The 18,804-nt window shown below is 63.0% G+C and carries 17 protein-coding genes; 14 read left to right on the top strand and 3 right to left on the bottom strand.

Going from position 1 to position 18,804, the window contains the following annotated elements; genetic code table 11:
* Positions 1-99 precede the first annotated feature (99 nt).
* Positions 100-420, top strand: coding sequence for a hypothetical protein (locus F3H95_RS14295; RefSeq protein WP_143126838.1), 321 nt, complete (start codon positions 100-102; stop codon positions 418-420).
* A gap of 41 nt (positions 421-461) precedes the next feature.
* Positions 462-629: a Flp family type IVb pilin gene (locus F3H95_RS14290; RefSeq protein ID WP_149746516.1), complete on the top strand. Its 168-nt coding sequence runs from the start codon at positions 462-464 to the stop codon at positions 627-629.
* Between the two features lie 23 nt (positions 630-652).
* Here the strand turns inward: F3H95_RS14290 and F3H95_RS14285 are convergent, their stop codons facing one another.
* Positions 653-1,528, bottom strand: a complete 876-nt coding sequence (locus F3H95_RS14285; protein ID WP_143126840.1) for a methyltransferase domain-containing protein — start codon at positions 1,526-1,528, stop codon at positions 653-655.
* Positions 1,529-1,589: 61 nt separating this feature from the next.
* On the opposite strand from F3H95_RS14285, the gene F3H95_RS14280 reads away from it, so the two are divergent.
* From F3H95_RS14280 to F3H95_RS14265, 4 genes are read left to right on the top strand one after another with little or no spacing between them, the layout of a single operon-like run.
* Complete coding sequence (locus F3H95_RS14280) at positions 1,590-2,366, top strand: ComF family protein (RefSeq protein ID WP_149746515.1); 777 nt, start codon at positions 1,590-1,592, stop codon at positions 2,364-2,366.
* 58 nt (positions 2,367-2,424) lie between these two features.
* Positions 2,425-2,682 carry a glutaredoxin 3 gene (grxC, locus tag F3H95_RS14275; protein ID WP_149746514.1) on the top strand — a complete coding sequence of 86 codons (258 nt, stop codon included), beginning with the start codon at positions 2,425-2,427 and terminating at the stop codon, positions 2,680-2,682.
* A gap of 12 nt (positions 2,683-2,694) precedes the next feature.
* A complete protein-coding gene (locus F3H95_RS14270; RefSeq protein ID WP_149746513.1) occupies positions 2,695-3,543 on the top strand; it encodes a carbon-nitrogen hydrolase family protein in 849 nt (282 codons plus the stop codon).
* On the top strand, positions 3,540-3,968 hold the full coding sequence (locus tag F3H95_RS14265) for a DUF1178 family protein (RefSeq protein WP_149746512.1): 429 nt from the start codon (positions 3,540-3,542) through the stop codon (positions 3,966-3,968). The genes F3H95_RS14270 and F3H95_RS14265 overlap by 4 nt, the downstream gene beginning before the upstream one ends.
* A gap of 25 nt (positions 3,969-3,993) precedes the next feature.
* Here F3H95_RS14265 and ubiG read toward each other — a convergent pair whose 3' ends face one another.
* Complete coding sequence (gene ubiG, locus F3H95_RS14260) at positions 3,994-4,740, bottom strand: bifunctional 2-polyprenyl-6-hydroxyphenol methylase/3-demethylubiquinol 3-O-methyltransferase UbiG (RefSeq protein ID WP_143126845.1); 747 nt, start codon at positions 4,738-4,740, stop codon at positions 3,994-3,996.
* 258 nt (positions 4,741-4,998) lie between these two features.
* Here ubiG and F3H95_RS14255 point away from each other — a divergent pair, with 258 nt between their 5' ends.
* From F3H95_RS14255 to F3H95_RS14220, 8 genes are all read left to right on the top strand, one after another.
* Positions 4,999-5,700: an SH3 domain-containing protein gene (locus F3H95_RS14255; protein ID WP_143126846.1), complete on the top strand. Its 702-nt coding sequence runs from the start codon at positions 4,999-5,001 to the stop codon at positions 5,698-5,700.
* Between the two features lie 201 nt (positions 5,701-5,901).
* The gene (locus F3H95_RS14250) at positions 5,902-7,176 is read left to right on the top strand and encodes an aspartate kinase (protein WP_143126847.1); all 1,275 of its coding nucleotides are present in this window, start codon (positions 5,902-5,904) and stop codon (positions 7,174-7,176) included.
* 88 nt (positions 7,177-7,264) lie between these two features.
* Positions 7,265-9,532: a phosphoenolpyruvate--protein phosphotransferase gene (gene ptsP / locus F3H95_RS14245; RefSeq protein ID WP_143126854.1), complete on the top strand. Its 2,268-nt coding sequence runs from the start codon at positions 7,265-7,267 to the stop codon at positions 9,530-9,532.
* A gap of 110 nt (positions 9,533-9,642) precedes the next feature.
* Complete coding sequence (gene prfA, locus F3H95_RS14240) at positions 9,643-10,722, top strand: peptide chain release factor 1 (protein ID WP_149746511.1); 1,080 nt, start codon at positions 9,643-9,645, stop codon at positions 10,720-10,722.
* Positions 10,719-11,585, top strand: a complete 867-nt coding sequence (gene prmC / locus F3H95_RS14235; protein ID WP_149746510.1) for a peptide chain release factor N(5)-glutamine methyltransferase — start codon at positions 10,719-10,721, stop codon at positions 11,583-11,585. The genes prfA and prmC overlap by 4 nt, the downstream gene beginning before the upstream one ends.
* Positions 11,586-11,911: 326 nt before the next feature.
* Entirely contained in the window at positions 11,912-12,616 is a 705-nt protein-coding gene (locus F3H95_RS14230) for a DUF4167 domain-containing protein (protein WP_143126850.1), read from the top strand.
* 215 nt (positions 12,617-12,831) lie between these two features.
* Positions 12,832-15,432: an ATP-dependent chaperone ClpB gene (gene clpB / locus F3H95_RS14225; protein WP_143126851.1), complete on the top strand. Its 2,601-nt coding sequence runs from the start codon at positions 12,832-12,834 to the stop codon at positions 15,430-15,432.
* Between the two features lie 62 nt (positions 15,433-15,494).
* Positions 15,495-16,415 (top strand): LD-carboxypeptidase, encoded by a 921-nt coding sequence (locus F3H95_RS14220; protein ID WP_149746509.1) that lies wholly within the window; start codon positions 15,495-15,497, stop codon positions 16,413-16,415.
* A 13-nt stretch (positions 16,416-16,428) separates the two neighbouring features.
* Here the strand turns inward: F3H95_RS14220 and F3H95_RS14215 are convergent, their stop codons facing one another.
* Positions 16,429-18,366, bottom strand: a complete 1,938-nt coding sequence (locus tag F3H95_RS14215; protein ID WP_149746508.1) for a M23 family metallopeptidase — start codon at positions 18,364-18,366, stop codon at positions 16,429-16,431.
* Positions 18,367-18,804: the final 438 nt, after the last annotated feature.

Raw genomic sequence — 18,804 nt, 5'->3', positions numbered from 1 at the left:
TCTGCAAAATCGGTGTGCCTCTCCAAACGACGTTAACAGATCCTTTAACCGATTGGGACAATATGCGGCATCGATCATGTATTGCGTAACGAGGCTCCCATGGATGAGGAATTCTGGAAGACTGTCCGTACCCAGCAGCAGACGCTCGGCAAAACCGGCAGGACCGGCGCGCTGAATGTCGCCCTGCTGTTCGGCACGGCCGCGATCGCCCTTTCGTTGATCGTCACCCCCATGCTCGCCAAGCGACAGGACAGCCAGCACATGGCGCATGTCCAGGAAGAGTTCGATTTGATCACCACCGGTTCGATCAAGTCCGAGGAACAGGGCAGCAAGCACTATACGATCCGCCGGAGCGTGCTGCAGCCGACACCGGGCGCCGTTTGTGTCATCCAGGGCTTCGAGTCCGGCAATCCCTGCTGAGATTGGCAGCGACCCGCCACTGTCGGCGCGAAGGAAACGTCATGTCAGAGTTCATCCGCTTTCTTCGCGACCGTTCTGGCGCTACGGCCATGGAATATGGCCTGATCGTCGCTCTTGTGTCGGTGGCGCTGATTGCCGGCCTCGGCACGTTTACCGATGCATTGCAATCGACATTCGCCATCCTGTCGGACGCAGTGCCCGGCCAGTAATCTCTGGCAGGGATGCGCGAGGTCTACTTCGCCTCGCCCGTCCCGTCCAGCTTGAGGGCGTCCGCCAGCCGCATCCTGGCCGAGCCCGGCTTCAGGGGTTTCTGCTGGCTTTCGTGCGGCGCCCAGCCGGAGGCGTAGACAATCGAAAAGGTAGCGCGGATCCTGCCATCGGGATCGGAATAGCGCTCCGCATACAGTTCCGCCGCACGCACGAAGAAGGCGCGGGTGAGCGGCCTGTTGTTGCGCCCGATCAGCGGATTGGCCATGCCCATGGCCTTGAGATCCCGCATCAGGTGAAACAGCGTGTCATAGCGGACGGTATAGTTTTCCTGGTCGATGACAGGCAGTGCGAAGCCCGCGCGCTGCAGCAGGCCACCGATATCGCGCACGTCCGCAAAGGGGATGACGCGCGGGCTTGCGCCGCCGAGGATGTCCGCCTCGGCCGCCAGCAGAACATCGCGCAGTTCGGCGAGCGTGCCTGCGCCGGGAATGGCTGCCAGCAGCAGGCCGTCCGGCTTCAGCGCCCGGCGGATGCGGATCAGCATGCCCGGCGTATCATTGGTGAGATGCAGCGAGAGTGGCGACAAAATCAGGTTGGCCGATTGCTCGGCCAGCGGCACGTCTTCCAGCGCGGCCAGCGATACTGCTTCTCCGAAAACCGCAGAGGTCTCGTAACGGGTGAGGTGCCCGATCTTGCCCGTCGCCATCGCGAGGCGCGCGGCATTGCCGCCGCCACCATGCAGTTCGACGGCCTCGTCGAACTGTCGCTCGACCACTGCCAGCCGTTCGGCAAGTTCGCGGGCCGCCACATCGAGCAGGAAGTCTGTGCCGGGCACGGCCCGGGCCATGGCCCGTTCCCGCCGTGCGGTGACAAGAGGCAGGTCGAAAAGGAGATCCATCGCGTCGATTCCATCAGATTTGCGGGTCGCATGGGCGCTTGCCTGCGGCTAAAGTCAAGACATGGGGGATGCAAGCGACAAATTCGAGGTGAGGCGCGCGCGGTTTTCGCCGGCGGTTCTGCTGCGACCTGTTCTCGACGTGCTCTACCCGCCCTGCTGCGCTGCCTGCGGGGTTAGGATGGCAGCCCATCGGGCGTTGTGCGGCACCTGCTGGAGCCGCATGCGCTTCATTGAACGGCCCTATTGCGACATCCTTGGCATACCCTTTGCGAAAGATCCGGGTGAGGGCATGGTGTCTGCACTGGCCATTGCCGAGCCGCCGGTCTTCGACCGCCTGCGGGCGGTCGCCCTGCATGAGGGGCCGGCACGCCATCTGGTGCATGGCCTGAAATATCGCGACCGCACCGACCTTGCGTTGATGATGGCGGCCTGGATGTGGCGCGCCGGGCGCGCCGAACTCGAGGCCTGTGATGCGATCCTGCCTGTGCCGCTGCATTGGACGCGCATGATGGCGCGCCGCTTCAACCAGGCAGCCGAGCTCGGCCGGCATCTCGCGCACCAGTCCGGCAAGCCCATGCTCTCCGGTACGCTTGTGCGCAGGAAGCGCACCAGCCGTCAGGTGGGGCTGACGGCGCGCGGGCGGGAGGAGAATGTGCGCGCCGCCTTTCGCGTGGCGAAGGGGCAGGAGGACCGCGTGTTCGGTCGCCGTCTTGTGCTCGTGGATGACGTGTTCACCACCGGCGCCACGGTCTCGGCCGCCGCCCGCGCCCTGAAGCGGGCGGGCGCCGCGGATGTCACGGTTTTGACCTTTGCAATGGCTCTTGCCGAGCCTATATGACAAGGCGTATCAGGGCCGCCTGCAAGACCCTTTCGTGCGGTCCGTCACGGAGATTTTCATGGCTGAAGTCGTCATCTATACCCGCCAGATGTGCGGTTACTGCGCCCGCGCCAAGGCGCTTCTCACCGCCAAGGGCGTCACGTTCACGGAGCATGATGCAACCTTCTCGCAGCCGTTGCGCCAGGAGATGATCGACAAGGCGAATGGTCGCACCACCTTCCCGCAGATCTTCATCAACGGGGAGCATGTCGGCGGCTGCGACGACATCCACGCACTGGATCGCGACGGCAAGCTGGATCCGCTTCTGGCGGCCTGAGAGGCAGAGACGATGGTGAAGGTTGCCGCGGTCCAGATGTGTTCGGGCGTCGATCCGCAGAAGAATGCGGATGCCATGGAGGGGCTGGTGCGTAAGGCCGCCGCTGCCGGCGCCACCTATGTCCAGACGCCGGAAATGACGGGGGCTCTGCAGCGCAACCGCCCCGCGCTCAAGGCCGTGCTGGCCGATGAGGCCAGCGATGTGATCGTCGCCCGGGCCGCAGCGCTTGCGCGCGAGCTTGGCATCTTCGTGCATGTCGGTTCGACGGCGATTGCGCGCGGCGACGAGAAGATGGCCAATCGCGGCTTCCTGTTTGGACCAGACGGCCAGCGCATCTGCGTCTATGACAAGATCCACATGTTCGACGTCGATCTCGACAATGGCGAGAGCTGGCGCGAAAGCGCGGCCTACGAGCCGGGCTCCTGCGCCCGCGTGGCCGATCTGCCCTTCGGTCGGCTGGGCTTTGCCATCTGCTATGACGTGCGCTTCCCGCAGATCTTTCGCACGGAAGCCATGGCGGGGGCCGAGATCCTGACGGTGCCGGCCGCCTTCACCCGCCAGACGGGCGAGGCGCATTGGGAAATCCTGCTGAGGGCACGTGCCATCGAAAACGGCGCCTTCCTGATCGCTGCCGCCCAGGGCGGCGTGCATGAGGATGGGCGCGAAACCTACGGTCACTCGATGATCATCGATCCCTGGGGCCGCATTCTGGCCGAGGCGGGCGGTGCCGGGGAGGCGGTTCTGCTGGCCGATATTGACATCGCCGACGTTCAGGCCGCCCGCGCCAAGATCCCGAATCTGAAGAACAGCCGCGATTTCACGCTGGACTGTGTCACCTCCACCGGAAGGGCTGAGGCGTGATCCGGTATTCGCTCATCTGCGACAACGCGCACGAGTTCGAAGGCTGGTTTTCCGGCAGCGCGGATTTCGACCGGCAGGTGGAGATGGGATTTCTCACCTGCCCCGTCTGCCATTCCGCTTCCATCAGCAAGGGGCTGATGGCTCCATCGGTTTCCACTGCGCGCAAACAGGAAGCCCGCCAGCAGGTGGCAATGGATCTCGCCCGACAGGAGATGATGAGCAAGCTGAAGGAAATGGTCGCCAGCATCAAGGCCAATGCCGAGGATGTGGGCGAACGCTTTCCGGAAGAAGCCCGCAAGATCCATTACGGAGAAGCGGATCAGCGCGGCATCATCGGCCAGGCCAGCCTCTCCGAGGTGCGCGACCTGATCGATGAGGGCATCGAGGTGGCGCCGCTGCCGGTGCTGCCGGACGATGCCAATTAAGCTCCTGTCCGGCCGGGATCGAACGTCAGGCTGGCCGCTTGGCCAGCATCATGTAGTTCACGTCCATGTCGCGCGACAGGTTCCAGCGATCCTGCAGGACATTGTAGAAGACGCCGGTGCGATCGATGATCTCGAGACCGCCAGCTGACAGCGGCCGCTCAAGCTCGTCCGGGCGCACCAGCTTGTCATAGCTGTGTGTGCCCTTCGGCAGCCAGCGCAGGATGTTTTCCGCCGCAAAGATCGCAAGCGCATTGGCCTTGAAGGTGCGGTTGATGGTGGCGACGAACATCAGGCCGCCGGGGCGCACCATCTGCGTGCAGGTGGAGATGAACAGGTTCACGTCCGCCACATGCTCGACCACCTCCATGTTGAGGATCACGTCGAAGGTTTCACCGGCCTCTGCCAGCTGCTCGGCGCTCACGGCCCGGTAATCGACGCTGACGCCGCTTTCGCGGGCATGTGTCTGGGCGATGCCGATGTTCTTCTCCGATGGGTCGGCGCCAACGACCTCTGCCCCCATGCGGGCCATCGGTTCGGAGAGCAGGCCGCCCCCGCAGCCGATATCGAGGAAGCGAAGACCTTCGAACGGACGGTGGCTCTTCGGATCGCGGCCGAAATTTGCGCAGACGCGGTCACGGATATAGGACAGGCGCACCGGGTTGAACTTGTGCAGGGGACGGAACTTGCCGGTCGGGCTCCACCATTCCGCAGCCATCGCGGAAAAGCGATCCACTTCGCTCTGGTCAATCGTCGTGGGGGACGCGTTGGTCATGATCGGGCTCCCTGTCTTCGTTGTCGTGAAGTCGGCTCATGGGCGCGACTTGTCAAGTCTGCCATCATGTCGCGGCGGCACAAACACGGCCGGCCTCGCGCTTTGTCAGCTTGTGTTCATGATTGTGTTGCTACGCAGCAGAAGACGGTGGCAGATCACGTGGTCGGCTGCCTGCGGGACTTAAAAAAACCAAATTCCGCACGGTCTCTGTTTCTTGAAGGGACATTGCGTCAAGGAAAGCATTTCCAGGAGGAACCTGTGAAACGTCAAGTATTGAAGGCATTGGCAACCGGATTGTTGCTTCTGTCACCCTCCATTGCGGCGGCGGCCGCCAATGGTTACGCCACCGCCGATGTGAACATGCGCTCCGGCCCCAGCACGCGCTATCCGGCGGTCGTGGTCGTTCCGCGTGGCGCGCCGATCGTCATCAATGGCTGCCTCGACAGCGTGAACTGGTGCGACGTCACCTTTTCGCGCGGCCGCGGTTGGGTCTCGGGCACGTATATTCAGGCGACCTACCGCCAGAACCGGGTTTATGTGGATCGCCAGTATTACCGCCCGCTCGGCATTCCCACGATCACCTTCGATGTCGACACCTACTGGCGTCGCTACTACAGCCACCGCGACTTCTATCGCGAGCGTGATCGCTGGCGGGACTGGGATTACCGTCGCGATGCGGCTCCACCGCCCCCGCCGCCGCCGCCGCGCTATGACAGCCGTCGTGACGACCCGATCAACGATCCGAACCGTTACCGCGACGACGGTCGTTATCGCTATGAAGACCGTTACGGCATGGACAATCGCTATCGCTACGACGAGCGGCCACGCCAGCCGGACAGCGGCCGCTATGACGATCGCTATCGCTATGATGATCGCCGCCCGCAGCCCCGTTACCTGGAAGGTCCGGTTCCTGCTTATCGCTGCACGCAGGATAACCCATGCCCGCTGCCGGGGCAGTGATCGGCTCCCACTCTTGACGCCTTGAGGGCCGGGGTTCATCGCCCCGGCCCGTCTGTTCCGGTCACCGGCTTTTCCATTGCACCCGCCCCCCCTTTTCGATAAGAGGACGCCGCAAGATCTGCCCGGCGGGCAGGGGCTTGCTGTTTTCAGAGCGGCGCCCGCCACGGGTTCGGGCGCGCGATAGGGTGGTTTTGGTCGGATATGGCTCGCATTGTCATGAAGTTCGGCGGCACTTCGGTCGCCAATCTTGAACGTATTCATAATGTTGCGCGCCATGTGAAACGTGAGGTGGATGCCGGCCATGAAGTGGCCGTGGTCGTCTCCGCCATGTCCGGCAAGACCAACGAACTCGTGGGCTGGGTGCAGGATACGCCGAAGGCTGCCAGCGCAAGCTCGCCCTTCTACGATGCGCGCGAATACGATGCCGTCGTCGCCTCCGGCGAACAGGTAACCTCCGGTCTCCTGGCGATCGCCCTGCAGTCCATGGGCATCAATGCCCGCTCCTGGCAGGGCTGGCAGATCCCGATCCGCACCGACAACGCGCATGGCGCGGCCCGTATCCTCGACATCGACGGCACGGAAATCATCCGCCGCATGGGCGAAGGCCAGGTGGCCGTCGTTGCCGGTTTCCAGGGGCTTGGACCCGACAACCGCATCGCGACGCTTGGCCGTGGCGGCTCCGACACCTCGGCGGTCGCGATTGCTGCCGCCGTCAAGGCTGATCGCTGCGACATCTATACCGATGTGGATGGCGTCTACACGACCGATCCGCGCATCGTGCCCAAGGCACGCCGCATGAAGAAGATTTCGTTCGAGGAAATGCTGGAAATGGCATCCCTCGGCGCCAAGGTGCTGCAGGTCCGTTCCGTGGAACTTGCCATGGTGCACAAGGTGCGCACCTTCGTCCGCTCCAGTTTCGAGGATCCCGATGCGCCGGGCATGGGTGACCTCATCAACCCGCCCGGCACGTTGATTTGCGACGAGGAAGAAATCGTGGAACAGGAAGTCGTCACCGGTATCGCCTATGCCAAGGATGAAGCGCAAATCTCGCTGCGTCGCGTTTCCGACCGGCCGGGCGTTTCCGCCGCCATCTTCGGACCGCTGGCCGAATCCCACATCAATGTCGACATGATCGTCCAGAACATCTCGGAGGATGGTTCCAAGACCGACATGACCTTCACCGTGCCGTTTGGCGATGTCGAAAAGGCCATGAAGGTTCTCGCCGACAACAAGGACAAGATCGGTTTCGATGTGGCCCAGAACGAGACGGGCCTCTGCAAGGTCTCCGTCGTCGGCATCGGCATGCGCAGCCATGCGGGCGTGGCTGCGACCGCTTTCAAGGCACTTGCCGAAAAAGGCATCAACATCAAGGCCATCACCACGTCGGAAATCAAGATTTCCGTGCTGATTGACGGTGCTTATTCCGAACTTGCAGTTCGGACTTTGCATTCTGCCTACGGTCTCGATAAGAGTTGAGTTTAAACCGGTTCGCTGCGTCGCTTCGTTTTGGGGCGACGCACCGTCTTCCGGATGGGCAGAGTTGAATTCGGGAGCGAACATGCCGATGAGAGACCTGTCGGCGGGCCCGCGTGTCTTGCTGAAGCGACTGCGGGAATTGATGGCCGAGCCGCTGGAGCCGCAGGAGCGGCTCGACCGGATCGTGAGCCAGATTGCCAGCAACATGGTGGCCGAGGTCTGCTCGGTCTACGTGCTGCGATCCGATGGCGTGCTGGAACTGTATGCCACCGAAGGTCTGAACAAGGGCGCCGTGCACCTTGCGCAGCTCAAGATGGGCCAGGGTCTCGTCGGCACGATCGCCGCTTCCGCCCAGCCGCTCAATCTCTCCGATGCCCAGGCGCATCCCGCCTTCCGCTACCTGCCGGAGACGGGCGAGGAGATCTATCATTCCTTCCTCGGTGTGCCGATCCTCCGGGCCGGTCGCACTTTGGGCGTTCTCGTCGTTCAGAACAAGGCGCAGCGCAACTACCGCGAAGACGAGGTAGAGGCGATGGAAACCACCGCCATGGTGATCGCCGAAATGATCGCGACCGGGGAACTCAAGAAGATCACCCAGCCGGGACTGGAACTCGACCTGACGCGCTCGATCACCATCGAGGCGGACGGCTACAATGAAGGCATCGGGCTCGGCCATGTGGTGCTGCACGAGCCGCGCATCGTCGTCACCAACCTGCTGAACGATGATGCCGAAAAGGAAATCATCCGTCTTGCCGAAGCGATCGGCTCGCTGCGCCTGTCGATCGACGACATGCTGTCGCGCCGCGAGGTTGCCCAGGAAGGCGAGCATCGCGAGGTGCTGGAAACCTACCGCATGTTCGCCCACGACCAGGGCTGGGTGCGGCGCATGGAAGAGGCGATCCGCAATGGCCTGACGGCGGAAGCGGCGGTCGAGAAGGTGCAGAGCGACACCAAGGCGCGCATGATGCGCCTGACCGATCCCTATCTGCGCGAGCGGATGCATGATTTCGACGATCTTGCCAACCGGCTGCTGCGTCAGTTGACCGGCTTTTCCGGCCGTGCCTTCGACGAGGGTTTTCCGACCGATGCGGTGATCTTTGCCCGCGCGATGGGGGCCGCCGAGCTTCTCGACTATCCGCGTGCCAATATTCGCGGTCTCGTTCTGGAAGACGGTGCCGTCACCAGCCATGTGGTGATCGTGGCGCGCGCCATGGGCATTCCGGTCATCGGCCAGGCGGCGGGCATCGTGGCGCTCGCCGAAAACCGCGATCCTGTCATCATCGATGGCGACGACGGCCAGGTGCACCTGCGGCCCGTGGCCGACATGGTGAAGGCTTATGAAGAAAAGGTGCGCCTGCGCGCCCGCCGTCAGGAACAGTTCCGCGCCCTGCGCGATGTCGATTCGGTGACGAAGGACGGCCAGCGCATTAGCCTGATGATGAATGCCGGCCTGATGGTGGACCTGCCGCAGCTGGTGGAATCGGGGGCCGATGGCATCGGCCTGTTCCGCACCGAACTGCAGTTCATGATCGCCTCCACGATGCCGAAACTCGAGGAGCAGGAGGCGTTCTATCGCAATGTGCTGCGCCAGACTGCCGGCCGGCCGGTGACTTTCCGCACGCTTGATATCGGTGGCGACAAGGTGGTCTCCTATTTCCGGGCGCAGGAAGAAGAAAACCCGGCGCTTGGCTGGCGGGCGATCCGCCTGGCGCTCGACCGGCCGGGCCTGTTGCGCACGCAGTTGCGTGCGCTGCTGCGCGCCTCCGCGGGTTCCGAATTGAAGATGATGCTGCCGATGGTGACAGAGGTTGCTGAAATCCATGCGGTGCGCGACCTGATGCAGAAGGAAGTTCAGCATCTGTCGAAGTTCGGCCATTCGCTGCCGCGCAAGCTGCAGTTCGGCGCGATGCTGGAAGTGCCGGCCCTGCTGTGGCAGCTGGACGAACTCATGACGGAGGTCGATTTCGTCTCCGTCGGCTCGAACGACCTGTTCCAGTTCTCGATGGCGGTGGATCGTGGCAATGCCCGCGTGTCCGACCGCTTCGACATTCTGGGCAAGCCGTTCCTGCGAATCCTGCGCGACATCGTGCGGGCCGCCGAGCGCAACAGGACACCGCTGACACTGTGCGGCGAAATGGCTGGTAAGCCCTTGTCCGCGATGGCGTTGATCGCGCTCGGCTTCCGGTCGGTTTCGATGACCCCGACGGCGATCGGTCCGGTCAAGGCCATGTTGCTCGGTCTCGATGCCGGCCAGCTCGCTGCGGAGCTGAATGCGATGCTGGACGATACCCGCTCCAACGCATCGGTGCGTGAGATGCTGGTGTCGTTTGCCGCAGGCCACAACATCCCGATCTAGCGCGGTACACCGCGCGTCCTCAAAGTCGGGCCAAGAAACAGAAGATGGCGCCCACGCGCCGGCCTCGTGCCGGCAGCGGCCTAACAAGACGAGTACTGGAGTAAACAAGGGTGGCGAAGCTTCCTGTCGACAAGATGCGTGAACTGGAGCGCCGCTTCGGCGAGATTGAGGCGCGCATGTCCGAAGGCCCGTCGGCGGATGTCTATGTGAAGCTCGCCTCCGAATATTCCGAGCTTCAGCCGCTGGTGCGCAAGATCCGGGACTACGAGAAGGCACTCTCCGAGGTTTCAGACCTGCGGACCCTGCTGGACGATCGAACCACCGACCGCGAGATGCGCGATCTCGCCGAACTGGAGCTGCCGGAGGCGGAGGAGCGGATCGAGGCGCTGGAAAAGGACATGCAGGTCCTGCTCCTGCCGAAGGATGCGGCCGACGAGAAGAGCGCCATCCTGGAAATTCGCGCCGGCACAGGCGGCAACGAGGCCGCGCTGTTCGCCGGCGACCTGTTTCGCATGTACGAGCGCTATTCCTCCACCAAGGGCTGGAAGGTGGAGGTGCTGTCGGCCAGCGAAGGCGAGGCGGGCGGCTACAAGGAAATCATCGCGACGATCACTGGCCGCGGCGTATTCTCCAAGCTGAAGTTCGAATCCGGCGTGCACCGCGTGCAGCGCGTGCCGGAAACGGAAGCGGGTGGACGCATCCACACCTCTGCCGCCACCGTCGCCGTGCTGCCAGAAGCCGAGGAGATCGACATCGAGATTCGCCCGGAAGACATCCGCATCGATACGATGCGCTCGTCCGGCGCCGGCGGACAGCACGTCAACACCACGGATTCGGCGGTGCGCATCACTCATCTGCCGACCGGTCTCATCGTCACCAGCTCGGAAAAGTCGCAGCACCAGAACCGAGCCAAGGCCCTTCAGGTGCTGCGCTCACGCCTCTATGACATCGAGCGACAGAAGGCCGACAGCGAACGCTCCGCCGACCGCAAGAGCCAGGTCGGCTCTGGCGACCGCTCCGAGCGCATCCGCACCTATAATTTTCCGCAGGGTCGCGTGACCGACCACCGCATCAACCTCACCCTTTACAAGCTGGACCGGATGATGGAGGGCGAGATCGACGAGGTGGTCGACGCGTTGATCGCCGATTTCCAGGCCGGGCAGCTGGCGCAGCTGGGAGAGCAGGCGTGAACGAAACGCTGTCGGCCGTTCTGGCGCTCTGCCGCGCGCGGCTGGCCGAAGCCGGGCTTGCCGATGCCGCCACCGATGCCCGCGTGCTGGTCGCCGGACTTCTCGATCTGTCGCCGACCGAGCTTTTGCTGCGCGGCGACCGTGTCGTCGACGCCGCGGACCGGGTGCGCATCGAGGCCGCCCTTGCCCGGCGCATCGCGCGGGAGCCGGTGCACCGCATTCTCGGCGCGCGTGATTTCTACGGCGTGCGCCTCACCTTGTCGCCGGAAACGCTGGAACCGAGGCCCGATACCGAAATCCTGGTGGAGGCCATGCTTTTGCCCGCGCGGCAGCTCATCGCGCGCAAGGGCAGCGCCCGCCTTCTTGACCTTGGCACGGGGACTGGCGCGATTGCGCTTGCCCTGCTCAAGGAGATTCCGGAATTGCAGGCCGTTGGCGTCGATCTTTCGTCGGGTGCCCTTGAAACGGCCCGCCGCAATGCTGACCTCAATGATGTCGCAGAGCGATTTTCCACGGTAGAAAGTCGCTGGTTTGATCGGCTCGTGGGGCGTTTCGACATAATCGTGTCAAATCCGCCCTATATCACTCGGGACGTGATTGCAGAACTCGATCCGGATGTCCGCCGCTACGATCCGATGCTGGCCCTGGACGGCGGACCGGACGGTCTTGATGCCTACAGGGCGATTGCCGGCGGTATCGACAACTTTCTCGAAGAGGACGGATGGATCGGTCTGGAGATCGGCTTCGATCAGAAGCAGACGGTGACCGCTCTCTTTTCCGATGCCGGTTATACTTTGACAGACGCCTTCCGCGACTATGGAGGACAGGACCGCGTGCTGGTGTTCACGCGGAAAAATCCGTGACTCGCCCGAAGCTTACGCCCTTTTTGCAACAGCGAAAGAAAAGGCTTGGATTCGGCAATGAAGCGGGATAGGTTGCGGGCACGCAATGGGCGGCTGAGAATGAACGGAGATTCGTTCAGGTTAAGCTCAACCGGACAGCAGCCTTTCCAGGAAGGCTTCCAGGGTTGAAATTTACCCAGTGCGTGCATCAGAAAACTGACTTTCACATGCGGCAGGGATGGATGGATCTCACCTGTCCGCGGCACGTGAAGCCTTGTTTCGGCGGGTAGCCGCATGGCCGCGTGGCCCTTAATCAGCAAAGCACAGAGAATTCAGGTGAAAAATCGATGAGGCCAGGACAGCAGAACAAGCGTGGTCGGGGGCGCGGCAATAATAACAACAACAATAACAATGGTGGCGGTAACAATTTCAACCGAAAGGGTTCCAACCCACTGACCCGGACCTACGACAGTTCCGGCCCCGATGTGAAGATCCGCGGCACTGCCCAGCATATTGCCGAAAAATATTCCGCCCTGGCCCGTGATGCGCAAAGCGCCGGTGACCGTGTGATGGCGGAAAACTATCTCCAGCACGCCGAGCATTACAATCGCATCATCGCCGCCGCCCAGGCACAGATGCAGGAGCGCTTCCAGCGCGACGATCGTCAGGATTACAACGATCGGGATGGCGACGAGATGGAGATGGGCGATGCCGATGAAACCGTTGCCGCACAGCCGCAGCCGGTTCAGCATCAGCCGCAACACCAGCCCCAGCAGCATCAGCGCCGCGAGCGTCCGGCTCCGCAGCCGGTGCCCGAAGTGGTGGCGGAAGACGCGCCCGTCATCGATGGAACCGGCCCCCAGCCGGTGATTGAAGGCACGCCTGCCGAGGTTGCCATGGAAGAGGAAGGGGCGGCCCCGCGCGAGCGGCAGCCGCGCCGTCGCAATGCCGGCACCCGCCCGCGCCGCCCGCGCCGTGGCGAAACGGCCGGCGAAGGCGAAGCCGGCGCTTCCGATGCAGCGCCTGCCATGGCCGAAGCCACCTCGGAATAAGCCTTTCCGGCTCACCAATTGACACGCATCAAGCCCCGGTCCCAGCGGCCGGGGTTTTTCTCTGTCCGGTCTTTAAACCCAAAAATGCGCCTCCCATATCTCGGTCAGAATGCATCTCCGGTTTCGGCCGGAGATCGGGGCTCGCCTTTGAGGGAGCTCAATCCCAATTGTCGGCCTGTGCCTTATGAGGGCAGGGCGATCCAAGGAGGTTACGGATGAACATCGAGAAATATTCGGAGCGGGTTCGCGGTTTCCTGCAATCGGCTCAGACCTATGCGCTCTCCGAAGGGCACCAGCAGTTCACGCCCGAGCATGTGCTGAAGGTTCTGCTGGATGACGACCAGGGTATGGCCGCTTCGCTGATCGAGCGGGCCGGCGGCAATGCCAAGGAAGCGCGGCTTGCCAATGATGCCGCCCTTGCCAAGCTGCCGAAAGTGTCCGGTGGCAATGGGCAGGTCTACCTGGCGCAGCCGCTGGCCAAGGTGTTTTCGACGGCGGAAGAGGCTGCCAAGAAGGCCGGCGACAGTTTTGTTACCGTCGAACGGCTGCTTCTGGCGCTTGCCATCGAAAGCTCCGCCTCGACATCCGCCAGCCTGAAGAAGGCCGGCGTCTCGGCGCAGGGCCTCAACCAGGTCATCAACGACATCCGCAAGGGTCGCACGGCCGACAGCGCCAATGCCGAACAGGGCTTTGACGCGCTGAAGAAATTCGCCCGTGATCTGACAGCGGAAGCCCGCGAGGGCAGGCTCGACCCGGTGATCGGCCGCGACGACGAGATCCGCCGAACGATCCAGGTTCTGTCGCGTCGCACCAAGAACAACCCCGTGCTGATCGGCGAGCCCGGTGTCGGCAAGACGGCGATCGCCGAAGGCCTTGCGCTGCGCATTGTCAATGGTGACGTACCGGAGAGCCTGAAGGACAAGCGGCTGATGGCGCTCGACATGGGCGCGCTGATTGCCGGCGCGAAATATCGCGGCGAGTTCGAAGAGCGCCTGAAGAGCGTTCTTTCCGAAGTACAGTCGGAAAATGGCGAGATCATCCTGTTCATCGACGAGATGCACACGCTGGTCGGTGCCGGCAAGGCCGATGGCGCCATGGATGCCTCCAACCTGCTGAAACCGGCGCTTGCCCGCGGCGAACTCCACTGCGTCGGGGCGACCACGCTTGATGAATATCGCAAGCATGTGGAAAAGGATCCGGCGCTCGCCCGTCGCTTCCAGCCGGTGATGGTGGAGGAGCCGACCGTCGAGGATACGATCTCCATCCTGCGCGGGCTCAAGGAGAAGTACGAGCAGCACCACAAGGTGCGGATCTCCGATTCCGCGCTGGTGGCGGCCGCGACGCTGTCCAACCGCTACATCACCGACCGCTTCCTGCCGGACAAGGCCATCGACCTGATGGACGAAGCGGCATCGCGGCTGCGCATGCAGGTGGATTCCAAGCCCGAGGAACTGGACGAACTCGACCGTCGCATCATCCAGCTGAAGATCGAGCGCGAAGCGCTGAAGAAGGAAACCGACACGGCCTCCGCCGACCGGCTGGCCCGTCTTGAAGGCGAACTGACCTCGCTGGAAGAACAGGCCGATGCCCTGACGGCTCGCTGGCAGGCGGAAAAGCAGAAGCTCGGCCTTGCCGCAGACCTCAAGCGCCAGCTGGACGAAGCCCGAAACGATCTGGCGATTGCCCAGCGCAAGGGGGAATATCAGCGTGCCGGCGAACTGACCTATGGCGTCATTCCGAACCTCGAAAAGGCGCTGAAGGAAGCCGAAGAGCGGGATAATTCCGCCTCGTCCATGGTGCAGGAGGTGGTCACGCCGGATGCGATTGCGCATGTCGTCTCCCGCTGGACCGGCATTCCGGTCGACAAGATGCTGGAAGGCGAACGCGACAAGCTGCTGCGTATGGAAGACGAACTGGCGAAGTCGGTCGTCGGGCAGGGCGATGCGGTGCAGGCCGTCTCGCGCGCCGTGCGCCGTTCGCGCGCCGGCTTGCAGGATCCGAACCGGCCGATCGGCTCGTTCATCTTCCTCGGTCCGACCGGCGTCGGCAAGACGGAGCTGACGAAGTCGCTGGCCCGCTTCCTCTTTGACGACGAAACGGCCATGGTGCGGCTCGACATGTCGGAATACATGGAGAAGCACTCGGTCTCGCGTCTGATCGGCGCGCCTCCCGGCTATGTCGGTTATGACGAAGGTGGTGCTCTGACGGAGGCGATCCGTCGCAAGCCCTATCAGGTCGTGTTGTTCGACGAGATCGAGAAGGCGCATCCGGACGTGTTCAACGTTCTGCTGCAGGTGCTGGATGACGGCCGCCTGACGGACGGTCAGGGTCGTACGGTGGACTTCAAGAACACCATCATCATCATGACCTCGAATCTCGGGGCCGAATATCTGACCAATCTCGGTGAAGGCCAGGATGTGGACCAGGTGCGCGAGCAGGTGATGGATGTGGTGAAGGCCTCGTTCCGTCCGGAATTCCTGAACCGCGTCGACGAGATCATCCTGTTCCATCGTCTTGCCCGCAGCGAGATGGGGGCCATTGTCGATATCCAGATGGTACGCCTGTTGCAGCTTCTGGCTGATCGCAAGATCACGCTGGAACTGGAAGCGGATGCACGGGAATGGCTGGCCGACAAGGGCTACGATCCGGTCTATGGGGCACGCCCGCTGAAGCGTGTCATCCAGAAATTCGTGCAGGATCCTCTCGCCGAACAGATCCTGGGCGGGCAGGTGCCTGACGCTTCCACCGTCAAGGTGTCGGCGGGCTCGGACCGACTGCTCTTCTACGTCAGGAAGGCGGTCGCCGAAGCTGCCTGATGTTTCCCGGAGGGGCCGCCACATCGGCGGCCCTTTCTGTTTCATTCAACGGGGGCGACCGCATGATGGAGACGGATTACCGGACGCGCTTTGCCCGATTGAGGTCAGGAGATCGCGTCCGGTTCGTCTCGCCGGCCAGCACGCCCGATCGCGATGCGGTTCTGGCGCGGGCAGCCAGTCTTGAGGCCTGGGGGCTTGACGTCGAGTATGGCCCGCACGCTTTTGTCGAGCACGGCTGGTTTGCCGGAACCGATGACCAGCGGCTGGCCGATCTCGACGATGCGCTGCGCGACCCCGAGATCCGCGCCGTCTTTGCCACCCGTGGCGGTCGCGGCTCCTACCGTATTGCCGATCGGCTGGATTTCGAGGCGATCCGCCGCGATCCAAAACCTTTGATCGGCTTCAGCGATATCACCGCTCTGCACATGGCCATCCTGCGTGAAACCGGCCTGGGCGGCGTTCATGGTGCGCTCTATGGCGACAGTGCGGGTGCTCTCGAGCCTGACAATGCAGACATCCTGCACCAGATCCTGTTCGGCAACGAGGCGATTTCCTATGCCGCAAGACCGGAGGAGCCGACCTTCCGGCTGACCACGACGGGAACGGCATCCGGCCCGCTGATCGGCGGCAATCTCGAAACACTGGCCACCACGGCCGGCTGGGCGCTGCCGGATCTACGCGGCGCGATCCTGCTGCTGGAGGCGGTCGATTGCATGCCGGGCCTTACCGACCGCATGCTTACCCTGCTTGCCAAGGGCGGCCATCTCGCCGGTGTCGCAGGCATTGCTGTCGGGCAGTTTACGCTGAAGTCGCCGGAGAAGGCGGAAAAGATCGTCGATCTTGTCCGCGACCATCTGTATCGTCTCGGCGTGCCGGTGCTGGGCGGTTTGCCGTTCGGGCACGGAATGCGGGCACAAAGCGTACGGCTTGGGGCCATGGCCCGTCTCGATGCTGATGCAGGAAGTCTGATCGTCGAAGGCTGAGGGATGATGCCGGTCAGCGGCTCGCCACCTGGTCGGTGTCCTTGGCGGTCAGCAGCGTATCGATCCGCTTGCGCTCCTCCTGGAAGCGCGCCAGTGCATTGCCCGTCAGCGACTTGCCACCCGGCAGGCGCACCTTCATCGAATCCACCTTGGTGCCGTTCACGATCAGCTCGTAATGCAGGTGCGTGCCGGTGGAGGAACCGGTCGAGCCGACATAGCCAATCACCTGGCCCTGCGTTATGCGCGCGCCGTCGCGGATGCCCTTGGCGATCGCGCTCTGGTGATTGTAGGAGGTTTCGTAGCCATTGGCGTGGCGGATGATCGTCTGGTTGCCGTAGCCGGAGGCCCAGCCGGTGCGTTCCACGATACCGTTGCCCGTCGCGATGATCGGCGTGCCGCGGGGCGCTGCCCAGTCCGTGCCCGTATGCATGCGCGAATAGCCGAGGATCGGGTGTCGGCGCATGCCGAAGCCGGAGGTGAGGCGCCCATTCGGAACCGGATTACGCAGCAGGAACTGCCGCACGCTCTTGCCGTCCTGGTCGAAATAATCGACCGAATTGTCTTCGGGATTCTGGAACCTGTAGAAGCGGATCATCGTGTCGCCGAAGCGGGCATTCACGTAGAGCAGTTCGGAATTCGGCCCCGCGCGCCCCTGCTCGTTGGCGGCAGAGAAGAAGGCCTCGATCGTATCCGACGGCTTCAGCTGCGCCTGCAGGTCCACGGTGCTTGCGAGCAGCTTCACCATGGTTGCCGTCATGTCGTTCGTCATGCCGTAGGAGAGGGCCGCGCGGTAGATGCCGTCGTAGACGCTCGGCAGTTCGCGGCCCGACAGCATGACCGGCGTGTCCTCGGAAAAGGCGCTGTCGACAGCATCGAGATGGATCGGTTCGGCGCCATGCACGAAGTGGCCCTTGTCATCCAGCGCAATCGTCCCGACATGCTGGCCACGCCGGTAGAGACTGGCGCGGAAGATCGAGACCATCTCGCCTTCCTGGATCAGGCCGATGCGTACGACGTCGCCCTCCTGCAGGGCGGTCCCGCCGGTTTCGCGTCCGAGAACGCCGGCAATATCGTCGGCCTGTGTCTTCGGATAGCCGACGGCCACCATCGAGGCCGCCATCTCCATCGGCTGGCGGACTGGAATGACATCCTCTGCATAGTCGCGGGTATTCGGTGTTACCGGTTCGGGTGCGGTCACCGACATGTTTTCCTCCACCACTCGGGCAGAGGGTGGCGCGATCATCGGCATCACGTCGTCATTGCCCTCGAACCGCTGAGGATCGACATAGGTGAGGGCGGAAATCTGCGTGGTGCCATCTGTCAGCACCGATCCGTTGGTGCGCACGTTTTCCTCGACTTCGTCCTGCGTCATGCCGGGCGCAAAGGGCAACTTGGCATCGGAGGTGGGGAAAGCGCCCGTCTGCAGGCTGACCTCGGATTCGATCGCGGAGCCATAGATGATGCCGGTGCTGGGCTTGTCTGCCGCGCCGTCATTGTCGCCGCTGGAAAACACTGTTAGCGGATCGAAGGGGGGATAGCTTTCCTGCGGCACATGATTGGCCGCAAGCGTCATCTTCACATGCGAGAAAGGCTGGCGGCGCAGCACTTCCTTGGCGCCCTCCTTCACCATCGTGGCCACTTCCAGCACTTTGCGGTCGGTGGGCATGGCGATCACATTGCTGGGCAGCAGCCGTCGACCGCGCGAGACGCTGTCGCTGTCACTATGTACGGGAAGCGTGGCATAGGCTTCGGCCGGTATGGCCAGCTGCTGGCGTCCGTCGAGTGCAGCAAACAGGGCGACACCCATCAGGACGGACGACGTGATGCCGGTGAGGAATGTGCCTGACAGCCAGCGCAGCGAAATCTCGCGCCGGTCGGGCGCCCGTCGCCCATCGGCCAGGATCGGCGCCTCGTTCCCCAGGGAGGGCAAGATGCTGCGAGACGTCGTCATTCCTGTCGTATCATCCCCTGTTGCCTTGCCGTCATGATCTTGAGCGCGAAGATGTGCCGAATTCACGCGCGGGAGTCAAACCCGGCGGGCCAAGCTTTCCCCCGCCGCTCCCCGAAACGGCCGATTGCATGGCAATCAACAACGACGTCTAGAGAGGGAATGTGGAAATGTCGCGGCAGGGTGAGCGGCGGCTTCCGCATCCACCTCGGCTCCTCGGCATGCGCTCGTTTTCCCCTTGGCGCTTTGGGTATTTTGGGACTGCTTGCGTTTGGTTTTGGGGTGATTTTGGAATTTTCTTTTGTAATCAGTGTGTTGTGATTTTCTTTCCGATTTTTTGCGATTGCGGATTGACGCTTTGTGTGGTGGCTCGTATAAGCCGGTTCATCAACGAGGGCGGCGGCGCTGCTGGCGACGGTGTCTCTTGTTCTGGCGGGTTAG

This window comes from Rhizobium sp. RU35A (assembly GCF_900156005.1).
In the GTDB taxonomy this organism is placed as follows: domain Bacteria; phylum Pseudomonadota; class Alphaproteobacteria; order Rhizobiales; family Rhizobiaceae; genus Neorhizobium; species Neorhizobium straminoryzae.
This window is presented reverse-complemented; position numbering and strand designations above follow the sequence as displayed.